The organism is Paenibacillus sp. EB106-05-06-XG162, from assembly GCF_058791655.1.
Genome location: NZ_JBYTDT010000026.1, coordinates 1 through 25,821, shown reverse-complemented (window position 1 = coordinate 25,821; position 25,821 = coordinate 1). Strand labels below are relative to the sequence as shown.

The 25,821-nt window shown below is 44.1% G+C and carries 42 protein-coding genes; 40 read left to right on the top strand and 2 right to left on the bottom strand.

Annotated elements, in window-relative coordinates; genetic code table 11:
* Positions 1 to 49: 49 nt before the first annotated feature.
* The 39 genes from tuf (at position 50) to AC3WU2_RS29160 (ending at position 23,339) form a co-directional block, all read left to right on the top strand.
* Positions 50 to 1,240, top strand: coding sequence for an elongation factor Tu (gene tuf / locus AC3WU2_RS29350; protein ID WP_379341730.1), 1,191 nt, complete (start codon positions 50 to 52; stop codon positions 1,238 to 1,240).
* A gap of 280 nt (positions 1,241 to 1,520) precedes the next feature.
* The gene (rpsJ, locus tag AC3WU2_RS29345) at positions 1,521 to 1,829 is read left to right on the top strand and encodes a 30S ribosomal protein S10 (protein WP_017692074.1); all 309 of its coding nucleotides are present in this window, start codon (positions 1,521 to 1,523) and stop codon (positions 1,827 to 1,829) included.
* 38 nt (positions 1,830 to 1,867) lie between these two features.
* Positions 1,868 to 2,488, top strand: coding sequence for a 50S ribosomal protein L3 (rplC, locus tag AC3WU2_RS29340; protein WP_018759712.1), 621 nt, complete (start codon positions 1,868 to 1,870; stop codon positions 2,486 to 2,488).
* Positions 2,489 to 2,513: 25 nt separating this feature from the next.
* Positions 2,514 to 3,137 (top strand): 50S ribosomal protein L4, encoded by a 624-nt coding sequence (gene rplD, locus AC3WU2_RS29335; protein ID WP_379341732.1) that lies wholly within the window; start codon positions 2,514 to 2,516, stop codon positions 3,135 to 3,137.
* On the top strand, positions 3,137 to 3,427 hold the full coding sequence (gene rplW / locus AC3WU2_RS29330) for a 50S ribosomal protein L23 (RefSeq protein ID WP_078502949.1): 291 nt from the start codon (positions 3,137 to 3,139) through the stop codon (positions 3,425 to 3,427). The genes rplD and rplW overlap by 1 nt, the downstream gene beginning before the upstream one ends.
* A gap of 31 nt (positions 3,428 to 3,458) precedes the next feature.
* Complete coding sequence (gene rplB, locus AC3WU2_RS29325; RefSeq protein WP_492458397.1) at positions 3,459 to 4,289, top strand: 50S ribosomal protein L2; 831 nt, start codon at positions 3,459 to 3,461, stop codon at positions 4,287 to 4,289.
* 112 nt (positions 4,290 to 4,401) lie between these two features.
* On the top strand, positions 4,402 to 4,680 hold the full coding sequence (rpsS, locus tag AC3WU2_RS29320) for a 30S ribosomal protein S19 (protein ID WP_018759708.1): 279 nt from the start codon (positions 4,402 to 4,404) through the stop codon (positions 4,678 to 4,680).
* Positions 4,681 to 4,715: 35 nt separating this feature from the next.
* Positions 4,716 to 5,048, top strand: coding sequence for a 50S ribosomal protein L22 (gene rplV, locus AC3WU2_RS29315; RefSeq protein WP_314590964.1), 333 nt, complete (start codon positions 4,716 to 4,718; stop codon positions 5,046 to 5,048).
* 13 nt (positions 5,049 to 5,061) lie between these two features.
* Positions 5,062 to 5,727 carry a 30S ribosomal protein S3 gene (gene rpsC / locus AC3WU2_RS29310; RefSeq protein ID WP_492458396.1) on the top strand — a complete coding sequence of 222 codons (666 nt, stop codon included), beginning with the start codon at positions 5,062 to 5,064 and terminating at the stop codon, positions 5,725 to 5,727.
* A gap of 2 nt (positions 5,728 to 5,729) precedes the next feature.
* Complete coding sequence (gene rplP, locus AC3WU2_RS29305) at positions 5,730 to 6,164, top strand: 50S ribosomal protein L16 (RefSeq protein WP_018759705.1); 435 nt, start codon at positions 5,730 to 5,732, stop codon at positions 6,162 to 6,164.
* Positions 6,154 to 6,354, top strand: a complete 201-nt coding sequence (rpmC, locus tag AC3WU2_RS29300; RefSeq protein ID WP_018759704.1) for a 50S ribosomal protein L29 — start codon at positions 6,154 to 6,156, stop codon at positions 6,352 to 6,354. Before rplP ends, rpmC begins: the two co-directional genes overlap by 11 nt.
* Before the next feature lie 57 nt (positions 6,355 to 6,411).
* Positions 6,412 to 6,678, top strand: coding sequence for a 30S ribosomal protein S17 (gene rpsQ / locus AC3WU2_RS29295; RefSeq protein WP_018759703.1), 267 nt, complete (start codon positions 6,412 to 6,414; stop codon positions 6,676 to 6,678).
* Between the two features lie 34 nt (positions 6,679 to 6,712).
* Positions 6,713 to 7,081 (top strand): 50S ribosomal protein L14, encoded by a 369-nt coding sequence (gene rplN, locus AC3WU2_RS29290; RefSeq protein ID WP_018759702.1) that lies wholly within the window; start codon positions 6,713 to 6,715, stop codon positions 7,079 to 7,081.
* Between the two features lie 65 nt (positions 7,082 to 7,146).
* Entirely contained in the window at positions 7,147 to 7,500 is a 354-nt protein-coding gene (gene rplX, locus AC3WU2_RS29285; protein WP_018759701.1) for a 50S ribosomal protein L24, read from the top strand.
* A gap of 32 nt (positions 7,501 to 7,532) precedes the next feature.
* A complete protein-coding gene (gene rplE, locus AC3WU2_RS29280; protein WP_018759700.1) occupies positions 7,533 to 8,075 on the top strand; it encodes a 50S ribosomal protein L5 in 543 nt (180 codons plus the stop codon).
* Between the two features lie 50 nt (positions 8,076 to 8,125).
* Positions 8,126 to 8,311 carry a type Z 30S ribosomal protein S14 gene (locus tag AC3WU2_RS29275; protein WP_074961883.1) on the top strand — a complete coding sequence of 62 codons (186 nt, stop codon included), beginning with the start codon at positions 8,126 to 8,128 and terminating at the stop codon, positions 8,309 to 8,311.
* A gap of 31 nt (positions 8,312 to 8,342) precedes the next feature.
* Positions 8,343 to 8,741, top strand: coding sequence for a 30S ribosomal protein S8 (rpsH, locus tag AC3WU2_RS29270; protein WP_018759699.1), 399 nt, complete (start codon positions 8,343 to 8,345; stop codon positions 8,739 to 8,741).
* A 29-nt stretch (positions 8,742 to 8,770) separates the two neighbouring features.
* Positions 8,771 to 9,313, top strand: coding sequence for a 50S ribosomal protein L6 (gene rplF / locus AC3WU2_RS29265; RefSeq protein WP_492458395.1), 543 nt, complete (start codon positions 8,771 to 8,773; stop codon positions 9,311 to 9,313).
* Positions 9,314 to 9,388: 75 nt separating this feature from the next.
* The gene (rplR, locus tag AC3WU2_RS29260) at positions 9,389 to 9,757 is read left to right on the top strand and encodes a 50S ribosomal protein L18 (RefSeq protein WP_018759697.1); all 369 of its coding nucleotides are present in this window, start codon (positions 9,389 to 9,391) and stop codon (positions 9,755 to 9,757) included.
* Positions 9,758 to 9,781: 24 nt separating this feature from the next.
* Positions 9,782 to 10,279, top strand: a complete 498-nt coding sequence (gene rpsE / locus AC3WU2_RS29255) for a 30S ribosomal protein S5 (RefSeq protein ID WP_018759696.1) — start codon at positions 9,782 to 9,784, stop codon at positions 10,277 to 10,279.
* 13 nt (positions 10,280 to 10,292) lie between these two features.
* Positions 10,293 to 10,478 carry a 50S ribosomal protein L30 gene (rpmD, locus tag AC3WU2_RS29250; protein ID WP_018759695.1) on the top strand — a complete coding sequence of 62 codons (186 nt, stop codon included), beginning with the start codon at positions 10,293 to 10,295 and terminating at the stop codon, positions 10,476 to 10,478.
* Positions 10,479 to 10,525: 47 nt separating this feature from the next.
* On the top strand, positions 10,526 to 10,966 hold the full coding sequence (gene rplO / locus AC3WU2_RS29245; protein WP_018759694.1) for a 50S ribosomal protein L15: 441 nt from the start codon (positions 10,526 to 10,528) through the stop codon (positions 10,964 to 10,966).
* Positions 10,966 to 12,267: a preprotein translocase subunit SecY gene (gene secY, locus AC3WU2_RS29240; RefSeq protein ID WP_492458394.1), complete on the top strand. Its 1,302-nt coding sequence runs from the start codon at positions 10,966 to 10,968 to the stop codon at positions 12,265 to 12,267. Before rplO ends, secY begins: the two co-directional genes overlap by 1 nt.
* An 86-nt stretch (positions 12,268 to 12,353) precedes the next feature.
* A complete protein-coding gene (locus AC3WU2_RS29235) occupies positions 12,354 to 12,998 on the top strand; it encodes an adenylate kinase (protein ID WP_018759692.1) in 645 nt (214 codons plus the stop codon).
* A 5-nt stretch (positions 12,999 to 13,003) separates the two neighbouring features.
* On the top strand, positions 13,004 to 13,756 hold the full coding sequence (gene map / locus AC3WU2_RS29230; RefSeq protein ID WP_492458393.1) for a type I methionyl aminopeptidase: 753 nt from the start codon (positions 13,004 to 13,006) through the stop codon (positions 13,754 to 13,756).
* 3 nt (positions 13,757 to 13,759) lie between these two features.
* Positions 13,760 to 14,071 carry a KOW domain-containing RNA-binding protein gene (locus AC3WU2_RS29225; RefSeq protein WP_040676098.1) on the top strand — a complete coding sequence of 104 codons (312 nt, stop codon included), beginning with the start codon at positions 13,760 to 13,762 and terminating at the stop codon, positions 14,069 to 14,071.
* Between the two features lie 2 nt (positions 14,072 to 14,073).
* Positions 14,074 to 14,289 (top strand): translation initiation factor IF-1, encoded by a 216-nt coding sequence (infA, locus tag AC3WU2_RS29220; protein WP_015847200.1) that lies wholly within the window; start codon positions 14,074 to 14,076, stop codon positions 14,287 to 14,289.
* A gap of 61 nt (positions 14,290 to 14,350) precedes the next feature.
* Positions 14,351 to 14,464: a 50S ribosomal protein L36 gene (rpmJ, locus tag AC3WU2_RS29215; RefSeq protein ID WP_003333770.1), complete on the top strand. Its 114-nt coding sequence runs from the start codon at positions 14,351 to 14,353 to the stop codon at positions 14,462 to 14,464.
* Positions 14,465 to 14,483: 19 nt separating this feature from the next.
* Positions 14,484 to 14,852, top strand: a complete 369-nt coding sequence (rpsM, locus tag AC3WU2_RS29210; RefSeq protein WP_018759689.1) for a 30S ribosomal protein S13 — start codon at positions 14,484 to 14,486, stop codon at positions 14,850 to 14,852.
* An 18-nt stretch (positions 14,853 to 14,870) separates the two neighbouring features.
* A complete protein-coding gene (rpsK, locus tag AC3WU2_RS29205) occupies positions 14,871 to 15,266 on the top strand; it encodes a 30S ribosomal protein S11 (protein ID WP_018753969.1) in 396 nt (131 codons plus the stop codon).
* A gap of 123 nt (positions 15,267 to 15,389) precedes the next feature.
* On the top strand, positions 15,390 to 16,334 hold the full coding sequence (locus AC3WU2_RS29200) for a DNA-directed RNA polymerase subunit alpha (protein ID WP_379341750.1): 945 nt from the start codon (positions 15,390 to 15,392) through the stop codon (positions 16,332 to 16,334).
* Between the two features lie 28 nt (positions 16,335 to 16,362).
* Positions 16,363 to 16,728 carry a 50S ribosomal protein L17 gene (gene rplQ / locus AC3WU2_RS29195; RefSeq protein ID WP_018759687.1) on the top strand — a complete coding sequence of 122 codons (366 nt, stop codon included), beginning with the start codon at positions 16,363 to 16,365 and terminating at the stop codon, positions 16,726 to 16,728.
* Positions 16,729 to 17,166: 438 nt separating this feature from the next.
* Entirely contained in the window at positions 17,167 to 17,958 is a 792-nt protein-coding gene (gene truA / locus AC3WU2_RS29190) for a tRNA pseudouridine(38-40) synthase TruA (protein ID WP_492458392.1), read from the top strand.
* 166 nt (positions 17,959 to 18,124) lie between these two features.
* Positions 18,125 to 18,562 carry a 50S ribosomal protein L13 gene (gene rplM / locus AC3WU2_RS29185; protein WP_018759685.1) on the top strand — a complete coding sequence of 146 codons (438 nt, stop codon included), beginning with the start codon at positions 18,125 to 18,127 and terminating at the stop codon, positions 18,560 to 18,562.
* Between the two features lie 20 nt (positions 18,563 to 18,582).
* The gene (gene rpsI, locus AC3WU2_RS29180) at positions 18,583 to 18,975 is read left to right on the top strand and encodes a 30S ribosomal protein S9 (RefSeq protein WP_018759684.1); all 393 of its coding nucleotides are present in this window, start codon (positions 18,583 to 18,585) and stop codon (positions 18,973 to 18,975) included.
* Between the two features lie 286 nt (positions 18,976 to 19,261).
* Positions 19,262 to 19,954, top strand: a complete 693-nt coding sequence (locus AC3WU2_RS29175; protein ID WP_492458391.1) for a phosphoadenylyl-sulfate reductase — start codon at positions 19,262 to 19,264, stop codon at positions 19,952 to 19,954.
* Between the two features lie 28 nt (positions 19,955 to 19,982).
* Entirely contained in the window at positions 19,983 to 21,152 is a 1,170-nt protein-coding gene (gene sat, locus AC3WU2_RS29170) for a sulfate adenylyltransferase (protein WP_492458390.1), read from the top strand.
* A 255-nt stretch (positions 21,153 to 21,407) separates the two neighbouring features.
* Complete coding sequence (gene cwlD, locus AC3WU2_RS29165; RefSeq protein WP_018759681.1) at positions 21,408 to 22,175, top strand: N-acetylmuramoyl-L-alanine amidase CwlD; 768 nt, start codon at positions 21,408 to 21,410, stop codon at positions 22,173 to 22,175.
* Between the two features lie 63 nt (positions 22,176 to 22,238).
* Positions 22,239 to 23,339, top strand: coding sequence for an Mrp/NBP35 family ATP-binding protein (locus tag AC3WU2_RS29160; RefSeq protein WP_492458389.1), 1,101 nt, complete (start codon positions 22,239 to 22,241; stop codon positions 23,337 to 23,339).
* A gap of 39 nt (positions 23,340 to 23,378) precedes the next feature.
* On the opposite strand, the gene gerD is transcribed toward AC3WU2_RS29160, so the two are convergent.
* Positions 23,379 to 24,062 carry a spore germination lipoprotein GerD gene (gerD, locus tag AC3WU2_RS29155; protein ID WP_492458388.1) on the bottom strand — a complete coding sequence of 228 codons (684 nt, stop codon included), beginning with the start codon at positions 24,060 to 24,062 and terminating at the stop codon, positions 23,379 to 23,381.
* 145 nt (positions 24,063 to 24,207) lie between these two features.
* A complete protein-coding gene (gene pdaB, locus AC3WU2_RS29150; protein ID WP_492458387.1) occupies positions 24,208 to 25,011 on the bottom strand; it encodes a polysaccharide deacetylase family sporulation protein PdaB in 804 nt (267 codons plus the stop codon).
* A 232-nt stretch (positions 25,012 to 25,243) separates the two neighbouring features.
* Between pdaB and AC3WU2_RS29145 the strand changes: the two genes are divergently transcribed.
* The gene (locus AC3WU2_RS29145; protein WP_018759677.1) at positions 25,244 to 25,477 is read left to right on the top strand and encodes a hypothetical protein; all 234 of its coding nucleotides are present in this window, start codon (positions 25,244 to 25,246) and stop codon (positions 25,475 to 25,477) included.
* Positions 25,478 to 25,821: the final 344 nt, after the last annotated feature.

The window sequence follows — 25,821 nt, the reverse complement described above, 5'->3', positions numbered from 1 at the left end:
TATGAGGTAAAAATATAATTTCCTATATATTAAGGAGGCATCGTTTCAAATGGCAAAGGCTAAGTTTGAACGTAATAAACCGCATGTTAACATCGGTACAATCGGTCACGTTGACCATGGTAAAACAACTCTTACAGCTGCAATCACAACTGTATTGTCCAAAAGATATGGCGGTGCTGCAGTAGCATTCGACCAAATCGACAAAGCTCCAGAAGAGCGCGAGCGCGGTATCACAATCTCGACAGCACACGTTGAGTATGAAACACCTAACCGTCACTATGCACACGTTGACTGCCCAGGTCACGCCGACTATGTTAAAAACATGATCACTGGTGCAGCACAAATGGACGGAGCGATCCTAGTAGTATCCGCTTCCGACGGTCCTATGCCACAAACTCGTGAGCACATCTTGTTGTCCCGCCAAGTAGGCGTTCCATACATCGTTGTGTTCATGAACAAATGTGACATGGTTGAAGACGAAGAGTTGCTAGAGCTAGTTGAAATGGAAATTCGTGACCTTCTTAGCGAATACGAATTCCCAGGTGACGACACTCCAATCATCCGTGGTTCTGCTCGTGAAGCGTTGCAAAACCCTGATGGCGAATGGGCTGACAAAATTGTTGAGTTGTTCGAACAAGTCGACACTTACATCCCACAACCAGAGCGCGACACTGACAAGCCTTTCTTGATGCCTGTCGAGGACGTATTCTCCATCACTGGCCGTGGTACAGTTGCTACAGGTCGTGTAGAGCGTGGTACTGTTAAAGTACAAGACGAAGTTGAAATCGTTGGTATCGCTGAAGAAACTCGCAAATGCGTAGTTACAGGCGTAGAAATGTTCCGTAAGTTGCTCGATTCCGCTCAAGCGGGTGACAACATCGGTGCCCTTCTTCGTGGTGTAGACCGTAAAGATATCGAGCGTGGTCAAGTATTGGCTAAAACAGGTTCTGTTAAACCACATACTAACTTTTCCGCTCAAATCTACGTTTTGACTAAAGAAGAGGGTGGCCGTCATAAGCCATTCTTCACTGGATACCGTCCACAGTTCTACTTCCGTACAACTGACGTAACAGGTATCATCAACTTGCCAGAAGGTACTGAAATGGTTATGCCTGGTGATAACATCACTGTAACTGTTGATTTGATCGCTCCAATCGCGATTGAAGAAGGTACTCGCTTTGCGATCCGTGAAGGCGGACGTACAGTTGGTGCAGGTGCGGTTGCTACAATCAACAAATAATTCGTCTAACGAATTTGAGAAGCCCACGTCTTCGGATGTGGGCTTTTGTTTTTCTTCGAATAAACCATATATATAGAAGAAAGTCGAATGTAAATTTTCATTCGATATTTTTACTTGCAATCGCCTATGATTTTATGTATAATTACTAATGTTGTTCTGAGACGTTGCGATGATGTGAGAGGTTGCTGACACACCCGGCCCCTTTGCCATGGGGAGTGTGTTGGAGAATTTTCACGGAGTATGTCCGATACCAAATTGGGCGATAGAAGGAGGGACTAAAATGGCAAAGCAAAAAATTCGTATTCGTTTGAAAGCTTATGATCACAGAATTCTTGATCAATCCGCAGAGAAAATCGTTGAAACGGCAAAACGTTCTGGTGCAGGTGTATCCGGACCGATTCCGCTTCCGACTGAGAAACAAATCATTACTATTCTCCGTGCGGTACACAAGTATAAGGATTCTCGGGAGCAATTCGAGCAACGCACACACAAGCGTTTGATCGACATTGTTAACCCAACTCCACAAACTGTGGATGCTCTTATGCGCTTGGATTTACCGTCCGGTGTAGATATCGAAATCAAATTGTAATTCAAGGTTGTAATTAAGAAAGGGAATGAGGTGTCAACATGAAAGGTATCTTAGGTAAAAAATTAGGAATGACTCAAGTATTTACTCCTGAAGGTAACGTATTGCCTGTTACTGTAATCGAAGTAGGTCCTTGTGTGGTTCTTCAGAAGAAAGATCTTGAGAACGATGGATACGAAGCTATTCAGCTTGGTTTCGTCGACAAGAAGAAGAATGCTAACAAACCGGAAACTGCACACGCTAAAAAAGCCAATACGGCTCCTAAGCGCTACGTTCGTGAATTCCGCGGTGTTGATTTCGCAGCTTATGAAGTTGGCCAGGAATTGAAAGCTGATCTGTTTGCAGCAGGCGAGTTTGTTGACGTAACTGGTATTTCCAAAGGTAAAGGTTTCACGGGTACGATCAAACGTTGGGGACAAAGTCGTGGTCCTATGACTCACGGTTCTCGTTACCACCGCGGCCCAGGTTCCATGGGTTCGATTCAAGCGAACCGCGTACCAAAAGGTAAACACCTTCCAGGTCACATGGGTGCTGAGACTGTTACAATTCAAAAATTAGAAGTTGTTCGTGTGGATGCAGAACGTAACGTAATTCTCGTTAAAGGTTCCATTCCAGGTGCGAAAAACAGCTTCGTGAAAATAAAATCCACGGTGAAGAAGTAATCGCTAAAGGAAGGAGGAACTAGAAATGCCAAAAGTATCTTTGTATAACGTGAGCGGAGCTCAGGTTGGAGAAATTGAATTAGCGGACACAGTGTTCGGTATTCAACCACACGTACATGCGTTGCATGAAGCAGTATTGCTTCAACAAGCTGCAGTTCGTCAAGGGACTCACAAAGTTAAAGGACGTTCTGAGGTTCGCGGCGGTGGTCGTAAACCATGGAAACAAAAAGGAACTGGACGTGCTCGTCAAGGTTCGATTCGTGCGCCACAATGGAAAGGCGGCGGTATCGTATTTGGACCAACACCACGCAGCTACTCCTTTAAATTGCCTAAAAAGGTTCGTCGTCTAGCGATCAAATCGGCTTTGTCTTCCAAAGTATTGGAAAATCAAATCATCGTATTGGATCAACTAGCATTGAACGCACCGAAAACAAAAGATATCGTAGCGATTTTGAACAACTTGAAAGTAGAACGCAAAGCTTTAGTTGTTACACCTAGCTATGATGACAATGTTGCTCTATCTGCTCGTAACATCCCTGGTGTTAAATTCGTAGCAGCTGACGGCATTAACGTTTTGGACGTAATGGTTTATGATCAATTGATCATTACGAAAGAAGCAGTTCAGAAAGTAGAGGAGGTGTTCGCGTAATGAAGGATCCTCGCGATATTATCAAGCGCCCCGTAATCACGGAACGTACGAGCGACTATATGGCTGAAATGAAATATGCATTTGAAGTTGATATGCGTTCGAACAAAACCGAGGTTAAGCAAGCGATTGAAGCTATTTTTGGCGTAAAAGTTAAAAAAGTCAACGTAATGCGTGTTCCTGCGAAACCGAAACGTTATGGACGTCACTCCGGATACACTTCCGAGTGGAAAAAAGCCATCGTATCGTTAAGCGCGGACAGCAAAGCGATTGAAATTTTTGAACAAGCATAAATTACATTCCTAAAGTAAGGAGGGAAACTACGTGCCAATTAAAAAGTATAAACCGACATCCCCGGCTCGCCGTGCAATGTCCGTATCGACATTCGAAGAAATCACAACGAATGTACCGGAGAAATCGTTGTTAGCGCCACTTAGCAAGACTGCCGGTCGTAACAACCAAGGTAAAATTACGATTCGTCACCATGGTGGTGGACACAAACGTAAATACCGTATCATTGACTTCAAACGTACTAAAGATGGAATACCAGGTCGCGTTGCTACAATCGAGTATGACCCGAACCGTACTTCCAACATTGCGTTGATCAACTATGCAGATGGTGAAAAGCGTTACATCATCGCTCCTAAAGGTTTGAAAGTTGGAGACGAAGTTATGTCTGGCCCAACAGCTGACATCAAAATCGGTAATGCACTTCCACTTGAGAACATTCCAGTAGGTACAGTTATCCACAACATCGAGCTTCAACCTGGTAAAGGTGGACAATTAGTGCGTGCAGCTGGTACAGAAGCACAACTACTTGGTAAAGAAGAGCGTTATGTTTCCGTTCGCTTGTCTTCTGGCGAAGTTCGTAAATTGCTTAAAGTTTGCCGTGCGACTATCGGATCTGTAGGTAACGGAGATCACGAGCTCGTGAAAATCGGTAAAGCTGGTCGTAATCGTTGGTTAGGTAAACGTCCTGAAGTTCGTGGGGTAGTAATGAACCCGAACGATCACCCACACGGTGGTGGTGAAGGTCGCGCTCCAATCGGACGTAAATCCCCGATGTCTCCATGGGGTAAACCGACTCTTGGTTACAAAACACGTAAGAAGAACAAAGCTTCTGATAAATATATCATTCGTCGTCGCACGAAATAATATATGGTTGCCTAACAATATAAGAGTTTATGTTTATGACGATAAATTCTTATATTCATCACGTTCCGCTTGAATAGCGGAACGAATGGATTGGTGAAGGGAGGATTTACACATGGGTCGCAGTCTTAAAAAAGGACCATTTATCGATGGTTATATGTTGAAAAAGGTTGAAGAAGTGGATGCGTCTGGTAAGAAAACCGTGATCAAAACTTGGTCCCGTCGTTCTACAATTTTTCCACAATTCATCGGACACACATTCGGAGTTTACGATGGTCGTAAACATGTACCAGTGTACGTAACGGAAGATATGGTTGGACACAAGCTCGGCGAATTTGCTCCAACTCGTACGTACAAAGGTCACGATGATGATAAGAAAACAGGCAAACGCTAATATAAGCCTTTAAATGTTTGAGAGGAGGTTACTCAATGCAAGCGAAAGCACATGCAAGAAATATCCGTATTTCTGCCCGTAAAGTTCAACTCGTAATCGATTTGATCCGCGGCAAACAAGCAGGCGAAGCGATCGCAATCCTTCGTCACACGCCTAAGGCTGCTTCTCCAGTAGTTGAGAAGTTGCTTAACTCGGCAATTGCTAACGCAGAACACAACTATTCAATGGACGTTAATAAATTAGTTGTTACTGAAGTGTTCGCTAACCAAGGTCCGACAATGAAACGTTTCCGCCCTCGTGCAATGGGACGTGCAAGCCGGATCAACAAGAGAACAAGCCACATTACTTTGGTGGTATCTGAGAAATAAGGAGGGATAAGGTGTGGGTCAAAAAGTAAATCCAGTCGGATTACGTGTAGGTATTATTCGTGATTGGGAATCCAAATGGTATGCAGATAAAGATTTCGGAGATCTTCTGCTCGAGGATGTAAAAATCCGCGAATACCTCAAGAATAAATTGAAAGACTCTTCTGTTTCTCGTATCGAGATCGAGAGAGCAGCTAACCGTGTGAATGTAACAATCCACACAGCGAAACCAGGTATGGTTATCGGTAAAGGTGGCTCTGAAGTTGAAGTACTTCGCACTGAGATTGCTAAAATCTCTAAAGGTAAAAAAGTACACATCAACATCAACGAAATCAAACATGCAGATCTTGATGCAATCTTGGTTGCTGAGAGTATTGCACAACAATTGGAGCGTCGCGTTTCTTTCCGTCGTGCATTGAAACAAGCGATCCAAAGAACTATGCGTTCCGGCGCAAAAGGAATCAAAACAGCAGTTAGCGGTCGTCTTGGCGGCGCTGAGATTGCTCGTTCAGAAGGCTACAGTGAAGGAACTGTTCCACTTCATACGCTTCGTGCAGATATCGACTATGGTACAGCTGAAGCACATACAACCTACGGCCGTATCGGCGTAAAAGTATGGATCTATCGTGGTGAAGTTCTTCCTGCAGCTAAGAAAAAGGCTGTTGAGGAAGGAGGAAACTAATCATGTTGGTACCTAAACGTGTCAAGCATCGTAAGCAACAACGCGGTAACATGAGAGGTCGCGCTAAAGGCGGCACTGAGCTTAACTTCGGACAATACGGTTTGGTAGCTATGGAACCTACATGGATTACTAACCGCCAAATCGAAGCAGCTCGTATCGCGATGACTCGTTACATTAAACGTGGCGGTCAAGTTTGGATCAAAATTTTCCCAGATAAACCGATTACTCAAAAGCCTCTAGAGGTGCGGATGGGTTCCGGTAAAGGTAACGTAGAAAAATGGGTGGCAGTAGTTAAACCTGGTAAGATCATGTTTGAACTTGCTGGTGTTTCCGAAGAGATTGCTCGTGAAGCAATGCGTCTTGCGGCTCACAAACTGCCATGCAAAACTAAGTTTGTGAAACGAGAAGAATTGGGTGGTGAAGCAAATGAAAGCTAATGAACTTCGCAACTTAACCACTGCTGAGATCGAACAAAAAATTGCCGGATTTAAAGAAGAACTCTTTAATCTCCGTTTTCAATTAGCGACTGGTCAGCTTGATAACCCGACTCGGATCCGTGATGTGCGTAAAGAAATAGCTCGTGCTAAAACCGTATTACGTGAAAGAGAACTTGGGATCATCAGTTAATTGAAACATATGTCATAGGTAACATCAGACATATTGGATTCAGGAAGGAGGCAGAATATGAGCGAAGAACGTAATGCTCGTAAAGTGCAAATCGGTAAAGTGGTAAGTGACAAGATGGATAAATCAATCGTTGTTGCTGTTGAAACATACAAAATGCATGATTTGTATCACAAGCGTATTAAATATACGAAGAAATTTAAAGCGCATGATGAGAATAATGAAGCAAAAATTGGCGATTCCGTTAAAATCATGGAAACTCGTCCAATCTCCAAAGATAAACGCTGGAGACTCGTTGAAATTATCGAGAAAGCAGTAATCATCTAAGGACGGCTCATTTTCCCGAAAGGAGGAAATTTGAATGATTCAACCATTTACACGTTTAGCTGTCGCTGATAACTCTGGTGCAAAAGAATTAATGTGTATCCGTGTATTAGGTGGCACAGGACGTCGTGTTGGCCACATTGGTGACGTAATTGTATGTTCTGTCAAACAAGCAACACCAGGCGGCGTTGTCAAAAAGGGTGATGTTGTAAAAGCTGTTATCGTACGTACGAAGCGTTCTGTACGTCGTAAAGACGGATCTTACATCGCATTTGACGAGAATGCAGCGGTTGTTGTTAAGGACGATAAAGGACCACGCGGAACTCGTATTTTCGGACCTGTTGCTCGCGAACTTCGCGACAAAGACTTCATGAAAATCGTTTCCTTGGCTCCTGAAGTAATCTAATTCCCTATGATTAGGGACATGAACAGATCGACTTGCTTGTTGCAAGAAACAGGAGGTGTAACGAAATGCCGAGATTGAAGAAGGTTCTCGAATCTCATAACAATAAATTGCACGTGAAAAAAGACGATACGGTTATTGTTATTTCGGGTAAAGATAAAGGCAAAAAAGGTCGCGTTATCGCAGCATATCCTCGCGAAAACCGCGTTCTTGTGGAAGGTGTAAACATGATCAAGAAGCATGCGAAGCCATCTCAAGCGAATCCACAAGGCGGAATTATCGAGCAAGAAGCTCCAGTTCACGTATCGAACGTCATGCACGTGGATCCTAAGAGCGGCGGCGTAACACGTATCGGATACAAAGTATTGGATAACGGTAAAAAAGTTCGCGTAGCGAAAAAATCCGGAGAAGTTATCGACTAATCCACTTTTGAAAGAAAGGAGGTCCATGTAACATGGCAGCAAGAATGAAAGAGCGTTTCTTAAATGAAATTACGCCAGCGTTAATGCAGAAGTTTAACTACTCGACGGTAATGCAAGTGCCGAAAATCGAGAAAGTTGTAATCAACATGGGTGTGGGCGACGCAGTTGCTAACTCCAAAGTGCTTGATGCAGCAGTAGCGGACATGCAGTTAATCGCAGGTCAAAAACCGGTTATTACTCGTGCGAAGAAATCCATCGCTGGATTCAAACTTCGTGAGAATATGCCAATCGGTGTTAAAGTAACACTTCGTGGCGAGCGTATGTACTACTTCTTAGACAAATTGTTCAACATTACGCTTCCTCGTGTACGTGACTTCCGCGGTGTATCGAACAAAGCATTTGATGGTCGCGGTAACTACACACTTGGTTTGAAAGAGCAATTAATTTTCCCAGAGGTTGAATACGATAAAGTTGATAAAGTACGCGGTATGGATATCGTTATCGTAACAACAGCTAAAACTGACGAAGAGTCCCGCGAGTTGTTAACTCAACTTGGCATGCCTTTCGTAAAATAATCCTTACGAGGATAACTTGGTACACAAGTTTGCAGGAGGTGCAAAAATAAGTGGCAAAAACTTCGATGAAAGTTAAACAACAACGCACACCGAAATATAAAGTACGTGCTTACACACGTTGCGAGCGTTGTGGTCGCCCACATTCCGTATTACAGAAATTTAAAATTTGCCGGATTTGTTTCCGCGAATTAGCGTATAAAGGCCAGATCCCTGGCGTTAAAAAAGCAAGTTGGTAATCACCCTACAACGGGAAGGAGGTTTACACTTATGGTTATGTCAGATCCGATTGCAGATATGCTAACACGCATTCGCAACGCGAACGTAGTGCGTCATGAGACGGTTGAAATGCCTGCTTCGACTATTAAGAAGCAAATCGCAGAAATCCTTAAGCGTGAAGGTTTCATCCGCGACGCAGAATATATCGAAGATAACAAACAAGGGATTATCCGTATTTTCTTGAAATACGGCTCTAACAATGAACGTGTCATCTCCGGTTTGAAGAGAATCAGTAAGCCAGGTCTACGCGTATACACGAAGAGCAATGAAGTTCCTCGCGTATTAGGCGGACTAGGTATTGCGATTATCTCCACATCCAAAGGAGTTATGACAGATAAAGAAGCTCGTCAAACGAAATCCGGCGGAGAAGTAGTCTGCTACGTTTGGTAATACAACCGTAAAGATAGGAGGTGCAACATATGTCTCGTATTGGTCGCAAACCAATTACAGTACCAAGTGGCGTAACAGTCACTTTAGATAACAGCAACATTACAGTTAAAGGACCTAAAGGAACATTAACTCGTGAAGTCCACAAAGATATGACAGTATCTGTTGAGGAGAACGTGATCACGATTGTTCGTCCTTCTGATAATAAACTTCATCGTTCATTACACGGTACAACTCGTTCGGTCATTTCTAACATGGTTAGTGGTGTAACTGAAGGTTTCTCTAAAAACCTTGAGCTTGTCGGCGTAGGTTACCGTGCGAATAAATCCGGTGATAAAGTCGTTCTTAACGTTGGTTACTCTCACCCAGTTGAGATTACACCAGAAGTAGGCATCGAGTTCGAAGTTCCTTCCAACACGAAAATTATCGTTAAAGGAATCGACAAAGAGCGCGTAGGTGCTTATGCTGCGAAAATCCGTTCCGTTCGTGAACCTGAGCCGTATAAAGGTAAAGGTATTAAGTACGAAGGCGAACGTATTATCCGTAAAGAAGGTAAAGCTGGTAAGAAAAAATAAGATCATTGTTGATCTTTTGCTTGTAGCTTAAAGGCCCTTGGGGCCATATGGCAGACAGAAGGGAGTGAACAAGGCATGATTACCAAAGGAGATAAAAACAAAGCTCGTTTGAAAAGACACCTTCGTGTTCGTAAGAAAATTGAAGGAACAACAACTCGCCCGCGTTTGAGCGTTTTCCGTTCATCGAAACATGTGTACGCACAATTGATCGATGATGTAACTGGAAAAACTGTAGCTGCTGCTTCCACAATGGATAAAGAATTACAAGGTCAAATTGGAAACGGTGGTAACGTTGAAGCTGCTCGTAAAGTTGGCGAATTAGTCGCTAAACGTGCGAAAGAAGCTGGCTACGTACAAGTTGTTTTCGATCGTGGCGGGTATTTGTATCATGGACGGGTTCAAGCATTGGCTGACGCAGCTCGCGAAGCAGGTCTTGAATTCTAATCAATTTATAAGGAGGTAAACGACTTGCGTGTAGATCCGAACACTTTAGAACTAACTGAAAAAGTTGTAAATATTAATCGCGTAGCGAAAGTTGTAAAAGGCGGACGCCGTTTCAGCTTTAGTGCGCTAGTAGTTGTCGGCGACGGCAAAGGTTGGGTTGGCGCTGGTATCGGTAAAGCTTCTGAAGTACCTGATGCGATCCGCAAAGGTATCGAAGATGCTAAGAAAAACCTGATCCACGTACCATTCGTAGGAACAACAATTCCTCACCTTGTTAACGGCAAATTCGGAGCAGGCCATGTTCTTTTGAAGCCAGCTTCTGAAGGTACTGGAGTTATCGCAGGCGGACCGGTTCGTGCGGTTCTTGAGCTTGCTGGTGTAGGCGATATTTTAACAAAATCTTTAGGTTCTTCGAACTCCATGAATATGGTGAATGCAACACTTGAAGGCTTGTCTCGCTTGAAACGTGCCGAAGATGTTGCTAAATTGCGCGGTAAAACCGTAGAAGAACTGTTAGGTTAAGGAGGGATTCACGTTGGCTAAATTACAAGTTACCCTCGTTCGCAGTTTGATTGGTCGTCCGGAAACACAACGTAAAACGGTCAACAGCCTTGGATTGCGTAAAATCAACCAAACTGTTGTTCATAACGATAGCCCGGCGATTCGTGGAATGGTTAACCAAGTTAACCACTTGGTTTCTGTTCAAGAAGTTGAAGCTTAAGCTTAAATACATGAATGTTTAGAACTATAAAGGAGGTGCAACGAACGATGAAGTTACATGAACTTGTTTCTTCTCCAGGTGCCCGCAAAGAACGCAAGCGCGTAGGTCGCGGTACTTCGAGCGGCACGGGTAAAACATCGGGTCGCGGTCACAAAGGTCAAAACGCTCGTTCTGGCGGTGGCGTGCGCCCAGGTTTCGAAGGTGGACAAAATCCACTATATCGTCGCTTGCCGAAACGCGGTTTCAATAACCCTACTCGTAAAGAGTTTGCTATTGTAAACATCGAGGAACTTAACAACTTTGCAGAAGGTACTGAAGTGACTCCAGAGGTACTTATGGAGCGCGGTATTGTAAACAATCCTAAAGCTGGAATCAAGGTTCTAGGAAACGGTGAGGTTACTGTAAAACTTACTGTTAAAGCAAATAAGTTCTCTCAATCTGCGGTAGAGAAAATCGAGGCTGCCGGCGGTAAAACCGAGGTGATCTAATGTTTAAAACGCTGTCCAATATATGGCGAGTTGAAGACCTTAGAAAAAGAATCTTGTTTACACTAATGATTTTGATCGTTTACCGTATCGGTGCTTTTATTCCAGTACCGGGTGTCGACAAATCGGTTTTCACATTGGCTGGCCAACAGGGCAGTGACTTGTTCGGCTTGCTGAACACATTCTCTGGTGGTGCATTGTTCCATTTTTCTATCTTTGCTCTCGGGATTATGCCATATATCACAGCATCCATCATCGTACAGCTTCTGTCGATGGATGTCATTCCGAAGTTCGCAGAATGGGCTAAAGAAGGCGAGCTCGGTAAACGTAAACTCGCCCAAATTACTCGTTATGGTACCGTAATACTTGGTCTTATCCAAGCATACGGTACAGCAATCGGGTTTAACCGATTGTATAACTTCACAATGGTTCCAAATGCAAGTATAACGACGTATCTCGTTATTGCAATTGTATTAACAGCAGGTGTATCCTTCCTCATGTGGCTCGGTGAGCAAATTACAGAGAAGGGCATTGGCAACGGGATTTCAATTCTGATTTTCGCGGGTATCGTATCCAGATTCCCAGAAATGATGCGTGAGATCTACACAGCAGAATTTGCGGATGCTACAGCAAATACGTTCTTTAGTGTTGCGAAAGTGATTCTTATTTTGCTTGTGGTCCTCGCGGTAATCGTGGGTGTAATCTTTATCCAGCAGGGTGTACGTAAAATTCCAGTACAATATGCGAAGCGTGTTGTAGGGAACAAAATGTACGGTGGACAAAATACACACATTCCACTCAAAGTGAACGGCGCAGGGGTTATTCCGGTAATCTTCGCATCCTCACTCTTGATGTTCCCGATTACAATTGCACAGTTCTGGGCTGATAAGCCTTGGGCAACTTGGGTTATCCAGAACTTCTCGCATGACAAACCGCTCGGTATGGTTCTTTATGTCCTGATGATCGTTGGATTTACATTCTTCTACACATTCGTGCAGATCAATCCCGTTCAGATGGCAGACCAGATGAAAAAGAACGGTGGATACATTCCTGGTATCCGTCCAGGTAAACCAACTTCTTCGTACTTGACGAAAGTCATGTCGAGAATTACGTTATCTGGTGCGATCTTCTTAGCGGCAGTTTCGATTCTCCCTGTATTTTTCGGTGCACTTGCCGGATTGCCTAAATCCGTGCAAATCGGGGGAACATCCCTACTGATCGTTATTGGGGTTGCTTTGGATACGATGAAGCAAATCGAAAGCCAATTAATGAAACGCCACTACAAAGGTTTCATTAACAAATAGTCAATAGGTTCCTGTGCGAGACCGTTCGCGGCATTCGCTCTGGCACCTATTGTGCTGTTTCTTCGTTAAGAGGAGGATGAAGTTCAATGAACATTCTTTTCATGGGGCCTCCTGGGGCAGGAAAAGGAACGCAGGCAGAACGTGTTGTCAATGAATTCGGTGTTCCCCACATTTCGACGGGCGATGCATTTCGTCTAGCGATGAAGCAAGGTACTCCTATTGGTATTAAAGCCAAAGAATATATTGATCAAGGTTTGCTTGTACCCGATGATGTGACGATTGGGATCGTTCGTGAAAGACTCGCGCAGCCAGATTGTGAGAAAGGATTCCTACTTGATGGATTCCCTAGAACACTATCTCAAGCCGAAGCTTTGGATGATATCCTTACGTCGATGAGTCGTAAACTCGATCATGTCATTGACCTAAAGGTGGATCGCGATTTACTACTTGCGCGCTTAACAGGCCGTCGGATTTGTAAATCATGCGGCGCTACCTACCATGTCATTTTCAATCCACCACAACAATCCGGCGTGTGTGATAAATGCTCCGGCGAATTGTACCAACGTTCGGACGACTCGGAAGAAAAAGTGGGTACGCGTCTTGATGAGTATATCAACAAAACGGCGCCATTATTAGCTTACTATGACGCTAAGGGGCTGCTTCGCCAAGTGGACGGGGAGAAAGAAATCGATACAGTTACTTCGGAGATTGTATCTTTACTGAGAGGTTAGACGTAATGATCATTTGTAAGTCTGAAGTGGAGTTAGGCTTCATGAAGGAAGCAGGTAGGATTGTTGCGGAAACGCATCGTTTGATGTCAAAATCCGTTCAACCAGGCATTACGACTCGAGAGTTAGGCGCAATCGCGGAGAACTATATTCGCAGTCAGAATGCTACACCTTCTTTCAAAGGCTACAATGGTTTTCCTGGAAGCATTTGCGCTTCAGTCAATGAAGAGTTGGTTCATGGCATACCCGGCGATCGGAAATTAAACGAGGGCGACATCATAAGTATTGACATCGGGGCTCAGTATCGTGGTTACCATGGCGATTCGGCATGGACCTATCCGGTTGGTGAAATTTCTGACACAGCTAAGAAACTCTTAGAGGTAACAGAAAAATCCTTGTATGCTGGACTCGCGCTTGTCAAACCGGATGTTCGTTTATATACAATTTCTTACGCGATTCAACGCTGCATTGAAGATGCCGGTTTTTCAGTTGTTCGTGAATATGTAGGGCACGGCATTGGAGAGAACCTCCATGAAGAACCTCAGATTCCGAACTATGGTACTCCCGATCGCGGTCCGAGGTTGAAGCCTGGCATGGTCTTGGCTATTGAGCCGATGGTCATTGCGGGCGAACGGTATGTGAAGACGTTACAAGATAATTGGACGGTTGTAACGTTGAACGGCGATATCTGTGCTCACTTTGAACACACCGTTGCTGTTACAGAGGATGGCTTAGAAATTTTGACGAGACTAGATAGCTAGGTGATGAATGTGAATAACAATCAAATGCCCCAAATCGGTCAGATCGTTCAAATCTTACGAGGTCGTGATGCTGGACAATATGCGGTTATCGTCGGAATCGTTGATTCCAAGTTCATACTCCTAGCTGATGGGGACAAACGAAAGTTTGACCAGCCTAAGAAGAAGAACCTCATACATTTGCAATTGTTGAGTGAAATAAGTGCTGAAGTTGTTAACAGTTTAGACGAGAGCGGTCGGGTAACGAACGGGAAACTTCGTTTTGCGATTTCCAAGTTTATTGCAACCACCGCAAATCATGCACAGAAAGGAGAATAACTGTGGCTAAAGAAGATGTCATTGAAGTAGAAGGAACGGTTATTGAACCGTTGCCGAATGCAATGTTTAAAGTTGAGCTGGAGAATGGCCATCAAATTCTTGCCCACGTTTCTGGTAAGTTGCGGATGCACTTCATTCGTATCCTAACAGGAGACAAAGTGGTCATACAGTTATCACCTTATGATTTATCCAGAGGTCGTATAACGTACCGCAAATAGGTCCCGGATCTATATCGTGTAATCCAGTTTCTATTGCAGAAACTTTTAGGAGGTAATTAACATGAAGGTGAGACCTTCTGTAAAACCAATTTGCGAAAAATGCAAAGTCATTCGCCGCAAAGGGAACGTAATGGTAATTTGCGAAAATCCTAAGCACAAACAAAAACAAGGTTAAGAAGGGGGTGTAGCGTAAAATGGCACGTATAGCTGGTGTGGATTTGCCACGTGATAAGCGCGTTGAGATCGCCTTAACTTACATTTTCGGTATTGGAAGAACAACTTCCCAGAAAATCCTAAGCACAACAGGCATTGATGTGAACACTCGTGTTCGCGACTTAACAGAGGACGAAGTTAGTAAACTTCGTGAGGTTATCGACAAAACGATCAAGGTTGAAGGTGACCTTCGTCGTGAAATCAGTTTGAATATTAAACGTTTAATCGAGATCGGTTGCTACCGTGGTGTTCGTCACCGTCGTGGTCTTCCGGTTCGTGGACAACGTACAAAAACTAACGCTCGTACGCGTAAAGGTCCTCGTCGTACTGTAGCGAATAAAAAGAAATAAGAAGGGAGGATAACAGACATGGCTAAACCGAAAAAAGTCGTACGTACGAAACGTCGTGATCGCAAAAATATTGAATCCGGCGTTGCTCATATTCGTTCTACGTTCAACAACACGATCGTAACGATTACTGACCCGCACGGAAATGCAATTTCTTGGGCGAGCTCAGGCGGTCTTGGATTCAAAGGATCGCGTAAAAGTACTCCATTCGCAGCGCAAATGGCAGCAGAATCTGCAGCGAAAGCAGCAATGGAACACGGGATGAAATCTGTTGAGGTTATGGTTAAAGGTCCAGGTGCTGGTCGCGAAGCGGCAATCCGCTCTTTGCAAGCAGCAGGTCTTGAAGTTAACATGATCAAAGACGTTACTCCTATCCCGCATAATGGATGCCGCCCGCCAAAACGTCGTCGTGTCTAATGGCAGACCTTAGTGTGGTATAAATTACTAACAACTTGCTAATAATGGTTGTTTAGACATACTACATGACTCGACTGAAAAGAAGGTTTCAAACGGAACGACGTTTTGAAGGAGGGTAATTCAGTGATTGAAATCGAAAAGCCGAAAATAGAAACCGTTGATCTCAATGATGAGGGGACTTACGGGAAATTCGTTGTAGAACCGCTTGAACGTGGTTATGGTACAACGCTTGGTAACTCTTTGCGTCGTATTCTACTATCATCGCTTCCAGGTGCGGCAGTAACATCGGTGCAAATCGATGGTGTGCTTCATGAGTTCTCGACGATTCCGGGCGTCATTGAAGACGTAACGGAAATCATTCTAAACTTAAAAGGCCTATCGCTTAAAATTCATTCCGACGAAGAAAAAGTGTTGGAGATTGATGCGGAAGGTGAAGGTCCGGTTACAGCTGGAGACATTCGCGCTGATAGCGATGTTGAAATCTTGAATCCAGATCTTCACATTGCAACACTATCGCCTGGTTCACGTTTGCATATGCGTATCTTTGCAAATCGTGGACGCGGTTATGTGCAAGCAGATAAGAATAAATCTGAGGATCAACCAATTGGTGTGATTCCAGTGGATTCGATCTACACGCCAATTTCACGTGTAAACTACACGATTGAGAACACTCGTGTCGGGCAAGTAACGAATTATGACAAACTGACCCTCGAAGTGTGGACTGACGGTAGTATTCGACCTGAAGAAGCAGTGAGCCTTGGTGCGAAAATCTTAACAGAGCATTTGATGCTCTTTGTAGGATTGACGGACGAAGCGAAAGATGCGGAAATCATGGTTGAAAAAGAAGAAGATAAGAAAGAGAAAGTTCTAGAGATGACTATCGAGGAACTCGATCTTTCCGTTCGTTCTTATAACTGCTTGAAACGCGCTGGTATCAATACCGTTCAAGAGTTGATCACGAAAACGGAAGAAGATATGATGAAAGTCCGTAACCTCGGACGCAAATCTTTGGAAGAAGTTCAAGAGAAACTCGAAGAGCTAGGTTTGGGTTTACGGATGGAAGACTAATCTTAACTGCAGCAAGGAGGGGAAAAATATGGCATACCAAAAGTTAGGTCGTAACTCTAGCGCACGTAAGGCATTGTTCCGTGACTTGGTTACTGACTTGTTCTTATATGAGCGCATTCAAACGACTGAAGCAAAAGCGAAAGAGGTTCGTTCGATCGCTGAAAAGCTGATTACGAAAGCGAAGCAAGGTGATCTTCACGCGCGTCGTCAAGTAGCAGCTTATGTTCGTCGCGAAACGATTAACGGTGAGCAAGATGCAATTCAAAAATTGTTCTCGGAATTAGCCACTCGTTACTCGGAGCGTCCAGGTGGATACACGCGTATTCTAAAACTGGGGCCTCGTCGTGGAGACTCAGCTCCTATGGTTTACTTAGAATTAGTGGATCGTGCTTAATTGACCTTATGAGAAAGGGTGGACAGAATCCTCGGATTCTGAACAAGCCCTTTTTTCTTTTGCACATTGGGGACTCCTGTCCTCGATGTGCATAAAGGTCTTTTTCGACCATCCCCCTAAATCCCCCTTCCTCCTCAGGAAGGGGGACCCCAAAGGGCTCTGCCCTCTGGACACCCGTCTAACTATCGCTCATAGGAGTGCTGTTTGGTGCTTCGATGGCGGCATGGGGTGGGGGACCGCGTCTGTCCTGCAAACCTAAACCGAATGCCTCACGGCACCGGCTTAGGTTTACAGAACACGCTTGAAGTCGTGCGGGAATGCTTAAGATCTTTGAGGGGGAACGACTGCCTTTGGCAGCGTTCCTGTGCTTCGAAGAGCACACCATAGATAAACATCAACGCTTCGAAGTTTGTAATACATCATCGGGAGGGGATCCATATGCGCAATCTTTTTATGGTCGTCAGCTATGACGGGACACACTACCACGGCTTCCAGACGCAGCCTGGCGAGAATACCATACAAGATTATATTGAAGCCTCGATCCGTGCGCTGACCGGCGAGACGGTGAAGATCATCTCTTCAGGCCGTACAGACGCGGGTGTGCATGCACGGGCGCAGGTCTTTAATTTCGAGACGCAATCGGCGATCCCCATTGAACGATGGTGTCTTGCCCTCAATACACGGCTCCCGAACGATATCGTTATTCGGTCCGCTCAGGATGTACCTTTGTCGTTCCATTCGCGCTACAGCGCGCATTGGAAGACGTACCGCTATACGATTAACGCAAATGCTTTTCCTGATGTCTTCAACCGATCTTATGAATTTCATCATCCTACGAAACTAGATATCGAAGAAATGCGTAAAGCGTTAACGCATATGGTAGGAACGTTTGACTACACTTCGTTTGCCTCCCGTAAATCGACGAAGGACAGTCATGTTCGCACGATTTATAAAGCGTGGATGGAACACGATGTTAGTTCAGCGATTCCAGGTACAAGAGATCAAGGTATCATCCATACGTATGTGACGGGGAATGGGTTTCTTCAGCACATGGTTCGGATCATGATGGGAACCTTGCTCCGAGTTGGACAAGGCAAATTTAAGAGTGAGGATATACCCGGAATCATCGCTCAGATGGACCGCGCAGCTGCGGGGCCTACGGCTGTTTCACACGGCTTGACGCTCTGGGAAGTCGGTTATGAATTGAGTGACATAAACCTGGAAAAATAGCTTGCTTTTTAGGCCTGAATATTGTAAGATAAAGCTTGTGTTTTCTTAATGGCTTTCCCACAGCCCCATTTAAGATTACTTTTGAAAAAACAGATATAACAACGATAATAATGAACGAATATAAATCGGAAATTTGCTTTTCCACAATATAAGGAGGATCTATTCAATGCGTAGCACATATATGGCGAAGCCAAATGAAGTTGAGCGTAAATGGTACATCATTGACGCTGAAGGTAAAACACTTGGTCGTCTTGCGACTGAAGCTGCTAGCCTGATTCGCGGTAAACACAAACCACAATTTACTCCACATGTAGATACAGGAGATTTTGTAGTTATCATCAATGCAGAGAAAATCGTTCTAACGGGTAAAAAAATGACGGACAAGAACTACTACAGTCACTCCCTTTACTCCGGCGGTTTGAAAGTAACTCCTGCTCAAGATATGATCAAAAAGTTCCCAGAGCGCGTTTTGGAACAAGCTATTCACGGCATGCTTCCTAAGAACCGTCTTGGTAACGCAATGAAGCTTAAATTGAAAGTATATGCAGGTTCCGAACATCCACACGCAGCACAAAAACCAGAAGTTTACGAACTTCGCGGTTAATAAAAAAGGAGGACAGTTTCATGGCACAAGTACAATACTATGGTACAGGTCGTCGTAAACATTCGGTAGCTCGTGTTCGCCTTGTACCGGGTGAAGGACGTATCCTAATCAATAAACGTGATATCAACGAATATTTCGGTTTGGAAACATTGAAATTGATCGTAAAACAACCTTTGAACCTAACAGAAACATTGTCAAAGTACGATGTTCTTGTTATCGCTCATGGTGGCGGTATGTCTGGTCAAGCAGGAGCAATTCGTCACGGTATCTCCCGTGCATTGCTTAAAGCAGACCCTGAGTTCCGTCCATCGCTTAAAAAAGCAGGATTCTTGACTCGTGACCCTCGTATGAAAGAGCGTAAAAAATACGGTCTTAAAGCAGCTCGTCGCGCGCCACAATTCTCCAAACGTTAATATTATTATTCATCGAACACCTTTCTTGCTTCGGCAGGAAAGGTGTTTTTTGCATTTATCCACAATCAGTCATCTTCCGTTCACCTCGTCGACTTTTATCCACATCCTGAAAAAGACTCCTATTCCGTCTATGCACACTTTATTCACAATCGAATAGATATGCTAAATAGCCCAGTAATTTCAAAGGAAAAGGATTGACATTTAACTGGCAAGATTTATAATATAATTATTATATTCATAGATGTTTACTCGGAATTGAAATTAAGTGTGAAGAGGGAGTATACGTATGAACTTATTTGAGAAAGAAGCATTGGTTGAGCAGAAAGCAGTGGAACTTGAAAGTGCAAGTCCTGAAGCTATTTTAGAATGGGCTGTTACGACATTCCCTAACATGACGTTTGCTTGCAGCTTTGGTGCGGAAGATGTCGTACTTGTTGATATGCTGCAGCGGATCAGTCCGAAGACGGACATTTTTTATCTGGATACCGATTTTCATTTCCCTGAGACCTATGCAACAAGAGATCGATTAGCAGAACGTTATAACCTCGAATTTGTTCGTGCATTCCCGAAATTGACACCTGAAGAGCAAGCTGAGAAGTATGGCGAAGAATTGTGGAAATCTGCTCCGAATGAATGCTGTAACATCCGTAAAGTGGAGCCGTTAACGGAGATTTTGGGCAAGTATGACGCTTGGATTACAGGTATCCGGCGTGATCAGGCACCGACGCGGGCTAACGCGAAGAAAATCGAATATGATTATAAATTTGGACTTATTAAATTTAACCCGATAGCGCATTGGACTTCCGAAGACGTATGGAATTACATTCGTGCGAACGATGTGATCTACAATCCTTTGCATGATCAACATTATCCGAGCATTGGTTGCTCCTACTGTACGCGCCAAGTCATGCCAGGTGAAGATCCACGTGCAGGACGTTGGTCAGGGCATGAGAAGACCGAATGCGGTTTGCATAAATAAGGGCTAAGAATCGAGGGGGACAGCGTTAATGACTACTATTCAACCGCATGGCGGCAATTTGATCAACCGTGTCGTAAATGGTGAAGAACGGGAACGTTTGCTATCTCAAGCAGCATCCTTGCAATCCATTCGAATCAATACGTGGACCATTTCGGATTTAGATCTAATCGGTGTAGGTGCTTTTTCACCATTGTCAGGGTTTATGAACGAAGAGAATTATCGCTCTGTCGTAGACCGGATGCGTCTCGCAGATGGAACGGTGTGGAGTATCCCGATTACGCTATCTGTGGATCCCGTACAAGCTGAATTATTATCCACAGGTGAACAAGTTGCGCTCGTAGGTGAGCTGGATGATGTGATTTATGGGATTATCCACATTGATAGTGTTTATCCTGTGGATCACGCTTATGAAGCGAAGCAAGTATTCAAGACAGATGACACGGCGCATCCTGGTGTGCAGAAGCTGCTTGAGCGTTCGAATATCTATGTAGGCGGGGATATCACAGTACTCAACCGACCACAACCTGAGAAGTTTCGAGAATTCTATTACGATCCGGCTGAGACGCGTCAAATCTTCGCTGAGAAGAATTGGAGAACCGTTGTAGGCTTCCAGACTCGTAATCCTGTACATCGTGCACATGAATATATCCAGAAGAGTGCAATGGAAATTGTAGATGCTTTATTCTTGAACCCACTTGTAGGTGAGACGAAGTCCGATGATGTTCCGGCAAATGTACGGATGAAGAGCTATGTAGCTCTTCTCGAGAATTATTATCCACAGGAACGAACTTTCCTCGGTGTATTCCCAGCTGCGATGCGCTATGCAGGACCGAGAGAAGCAATTTTCCATGCGATGGTACGCAAGAACTTCGGTTGTACACATTTTATCGTCGGCCGCGATCATGCGGGCGTTGGGGACTACTATGGTACGTATGAAGCGCAAGAGATATTCAGCAATTTCACTTCAGAAGAGCTGGGGATAACTTTATTGTTCTTCGAGCATAGTTTCTTCTGCACGACATGTGGCAATATGGCTTCCAGCAAAACTTGTCCACATCCCAAAGAAGATCACTTAACGTTATCAGGGACGAAGGTACGCGCTTTGCTGCGTGACGGCATTTGTCCTCCACCTGAATTCTCGAGACCGGTTGTCGCCAAAATTTTAATTGAAGGCATGGCCGAGCAAGTCACAACTTAAATAAGTTGTTCAAAAAGTCAACTTTTGATCACGAAGTATTTCAAGTGGTGGATTCGACATCGCATCTTGCGCTCACCCTCGAAGTTCTGTACTCATTTAGGTTTTGCCTAAATTCCGTTCCTCCTTCTTCGGGTTCACGCAACCTTCTCGATGCTGAAAAGCCGACTTTTTGAACACGTATGTAAAAGGTATATTTGTCCACCTCGTCCCATATAGATGATTAGGAGTCTGTATGGGAACGGAGGTGGTTTTTTTATGGGGAAAAGAAGTGGGCATCGTAAGAAGACTGTGATCCTGATTCAACTTCGCGATTTCAAAAAATGGATTATCGCGGCGTGCTTGCTCGTCCTGTTAACCGTTATTTTTACATATGAAGTGCCTTCAACGAAAACATGGACTTACTGGACACTACCTTTATCCGGTAAAGTGATTGCGATTGATGCAGGACATGGAGGCCCTGATGGGGGAGCTGTAAGCAAGCAAGGTGTCATCGAGAAAGATATAAATTTAACGATCGCTCTCTATTTAAGAGACTTCCTGCAGCAGGCCGGTGCGGTTGTTGTATTGACGCGTGAAGGTGATTACGATCTGGCACAAGAAGGGACAACCAAGCTTCGTAAACGAAAAACGGAGGATTTACATCGTCGTGTGGAGATTATTGAGAAGCAAAAGGTAGATCTTCTCATTAGTATTCATATGAATAGCTTCCCGTCGAATCGATGGAGTGGAGCGCAAACCTTCTTTACCTCCAATAATCCGGAGAACGAGCGGCTTGCCAAATTTATTCAGACGGAGATGAAGCGAAATCTGGAGAATACAGATCGTGTCGCTAAGATTGTCACGACGAATGTATATTTATTGAAGGCGCTGCAGATTCCAACAGCCCTCGTAGAAGTGGGATTTCTATCGCATCCGCAAGAGTCGCAATTGCTCGCAGACGAGAAGTATCAACGCAGAGTATCTGCTTCCATCTACACAGGGATACTTCGGTATATCTCAGGTGAACAGATTGGCAAACCTTAGGAAGATTTATGCTATAATCAAGCTGAGTAGTTAACCATTCCATAAAGTAGAGGTGCTGGCATCATGGGGGCTAAAGAACAAGTGCTTGAAGCATTACGAGATATCGTTGACCCTATAACAGGACAGAATATCGTCGAACATCAATATGTCCGGGATATTATGGCGAAAGAAAACAAAGTATCATTAACGGTCGTCACTTCGTCGGAGCAGGAGCAGCATCGATTTCAATTAGAACGTCAGATTCGTGAGAAATTAACCGAAGCAGGAATACATGATATCCACGTACGGTTTAGAATGATGTCTGAGCATGAAAAAGCTGAGGCAGCAGGGAGTAGAAGCCAATCAGGGCAACAGGAGCCGCCAAAAGGTCATGGAGCCGGTATGGAGAGCCATCCACTTCTGCACCCAGAATCCAGTACCAAGTTTATTGCGATCGCGAGCGGCAAGGGCGGCGTAGGTAAATCAACAGTCACAGTGAATATCGCGGCAGCACTTGCACGGCAAGGACGTAGAGTAGGCATTATCGATGCGGATATCTATGGATTCAGTGTACCCGATATGATGGGCATTGAAGAACGACCTGAGATTGTGAATGAACGTATCATTCCAATTGAACGATTTGGCGTTAAAGTTATTTCCATGGGGTTCTTCGTAGAAGATAACAGTCCGATTGTATGGCGCGGTCCGATGCTCGGCAAAATGCTGCGCAACTTTTTCCAAGAAGTGAACTGGGGCGAACTTGATTATATGCTCTTAGATTTGCCACCAGGGACCGGAGATATTGCGCTGGATGTCCACCAAATGTTACCGCAGAGCCAAGAAATTATTGTAACGACACCACATGCGACAGCGGCATTTGTTGCGGCTAGAGCTGGTACAATGGCTATCCATACGAAGCATGAGATTATAGGTGTAGTTGAGAATATGTCCTACTATGCATGTGGAGATTGCGGACATAAGGATTACATATTTGGGCGTGGAGGCGGTGCGCGCCTTGCAGAATCCTTGAATTGTGACTTGCTCGCACAGATTCCGCTGGGAGCGCCGGATAATCATCCATCAGAGCCAGACTTCTCGCCTTCAGTTTATCGTGCCAATACAGAGACGGGCCGGATCTACGATGATATTGCGAAGCAAATTATACAGAAAAATGAAAAAGGTTGAGCTGATGCTCAACCTTTTGAGTTATATGTAGGCAAAAGCTTACTGCCCACCGCCTCCACCACCGCCTCCTTCGCCTCCACCACCTTCGCCGCCGCCTTGACCACCGCCACCACCGCCGCCTTTCTTCTTCCCTTGTTCTTGCTGCTTCGGCTGTAGCTCTTCTTGAACAACTTTGGTAAGGAGCTCCATGATTTGCATTTTGAACAGTGGACTTGACATAGAATCTTTGACGATGGTCATGACTTGCTTCCGAAATTCTGGTGTTTTCGTGAGATCAAGATACATTTTGGATAGATCAGGAGACTTGAGTATATCTGCGACTGATTGCTGGTATACGGGATCTTTGATGAGCTCTTTGTGTATTTTTTTATTGTCCTTGTTAATCGCGCTCGCGAATTCTCCTGCAAATTTAGGATCCTTCATTATCTTCTCTAGTTCCTTATTATATTCTGGGGAAGTTAATGTATCTTTTACTGCTGTTCGAATCTGTTCTTTGCCTACGGGGCTGCTTAACATTTGCATTTGCGTGCTGCCGCTGGATCCGCTGGATTGTTGAATCGCTTTTTGGGCTTCTTCCGTCTTTAGAATATCGACGACCATGGCTTTCATTTCTTTATAATCAGGTTGTGCAGAAGATGTCTGCTGTTCGGACATACAGGCGGTTAGTGTTAGGGTGAGAATAAGGACGATGGCTAACCCGCGTATTTGTTTGAATTTTTGCATTCGGAATTTCTCCTTCCGTAGACTTTACAATTGTAGTATGCCTGAATAGGAGGGATTTATTATGTATGTATTTGGATAAATCGCGCCGAAGTACACAGAAAAAACGCCCTCGTCCCATACATAGGGAGAAGGCGCTTAGACTTAATTACATATTAGCGGCTGGATCGAGATTTGTATTGTTGACCGTATTCTGATCTCGTACAGGGTTGCTTTTAATTTCCGTTTGATTTAGCAGCTCTGATACAGTGACAAACTCATAACCTTTCGCACGTAGCTGGTCGATGATGATCGGGAGAGCTAAATGCGTTTCTTTACAGGAGTCACTTGCGTGCATTAGAACGATGTCTCCAGGATGAGCTTTCGTTACGACACGATTAACAATTTCATCAACGCCAGGGTTCTTCCAATCCAAGGAGTCCGTATCCCATTGAATGACTTTGTAGTTAAGGCTATCCGCAATGCGAAGCACTCTTTTGTCAAAATCACCGTTGGGCATACGGATTAGCGTTGGTGATTTTCCGGTTAAATCGGAGAGAATGCTGTGTGCTGTTTTAATTTGTTTTGAAATATCCTCATCACTCAAGGAGCTGTAGTTCACGTGCTTATGACCATGGCTGCCGATCTCATAGCCGGAGTCCGCAATTTTCTTTACAAGATCCGTATGTGTTTTGCTCCAAGGGGAGGAGAGGAAGAAGGTTGCTTTTTGCAATCCTTTTTGCTGCAAAATATCTAGGATTGGCGCAGTACGCTTATCTCCCCAGCTGATATCGAAGGTGAGGGCAATAAGTTTTTTCTCTGTAGGAACATTGTAGACTGCTGAAGGGGCACCCTCAGAGAACACCGTAATATTATCACTCTCTACATATACTACCCCAACTGCAAATACTAAAGCGACGAATAAAAAGAAATACCTTTTAATCTTTTTGCCATTAAACACATAGAAATTCATCGTTTGGCAGTCTCCTTTCCTCATATAGGACGTGTCCTTGCTTGTTTACTAAAATGTATGCTCGTACATGGAAGTTATGACCTACCGCTGCAGAAATTCCTTTTTGGGAAATGATCATAAAATTTCCAAATTATGAGCATAACATTAAAGCGGAGTTAAATTCCGAATAGAGGAATGATAAAAACCATACGCGCTAAAGATCGAGGCATATTTGAAGGAGGCACTACAGATTATGTTAGGTTTGTTGTTCAACGATAAGGAATGCAAAGAGCTGGACTATGTGCTACGAAAAGAATTAGATGAAATGCTTCTTGATCTGAGTGATTCCAGATTGGAATATGAAATCCGTCATGCAATAGCGAATCGATACAAGACAGTCTTCCGCATGTATGCACGCTTTGCTTCACCAAAAGAACTATCTAGATACGTGCGCAATCGACAATTTCCTGTCCCTAAAAAACAATAAAAAATAAATGCAAAAAAGTGTTGACGCCTAGTTGTAATTCGTGATATATTATTTCTCGTTCCGCTTTTGACGTAAGTCAGTCGGGGCAAGCGAAAAAATGAAAGTTCGAAAAAAACTTCAAAAAAAAGCTTGCCAAACGATAGCTGAATGTGATATATTATAAAAGTCGCCGCTGAAACAACGGGCGACAAAAAATGAGAGTTTTCGATAGAATACTTTCATGAAATGATTGATCTTTGAAAACTGAACAACGAGTGAATTAAAGTAATAAATGAGATCAGTAATGATCTCGCTAGCAAGTTTATGAGCAAGTCAAACACTTTATTGGAGAGTTTGATCCTGGC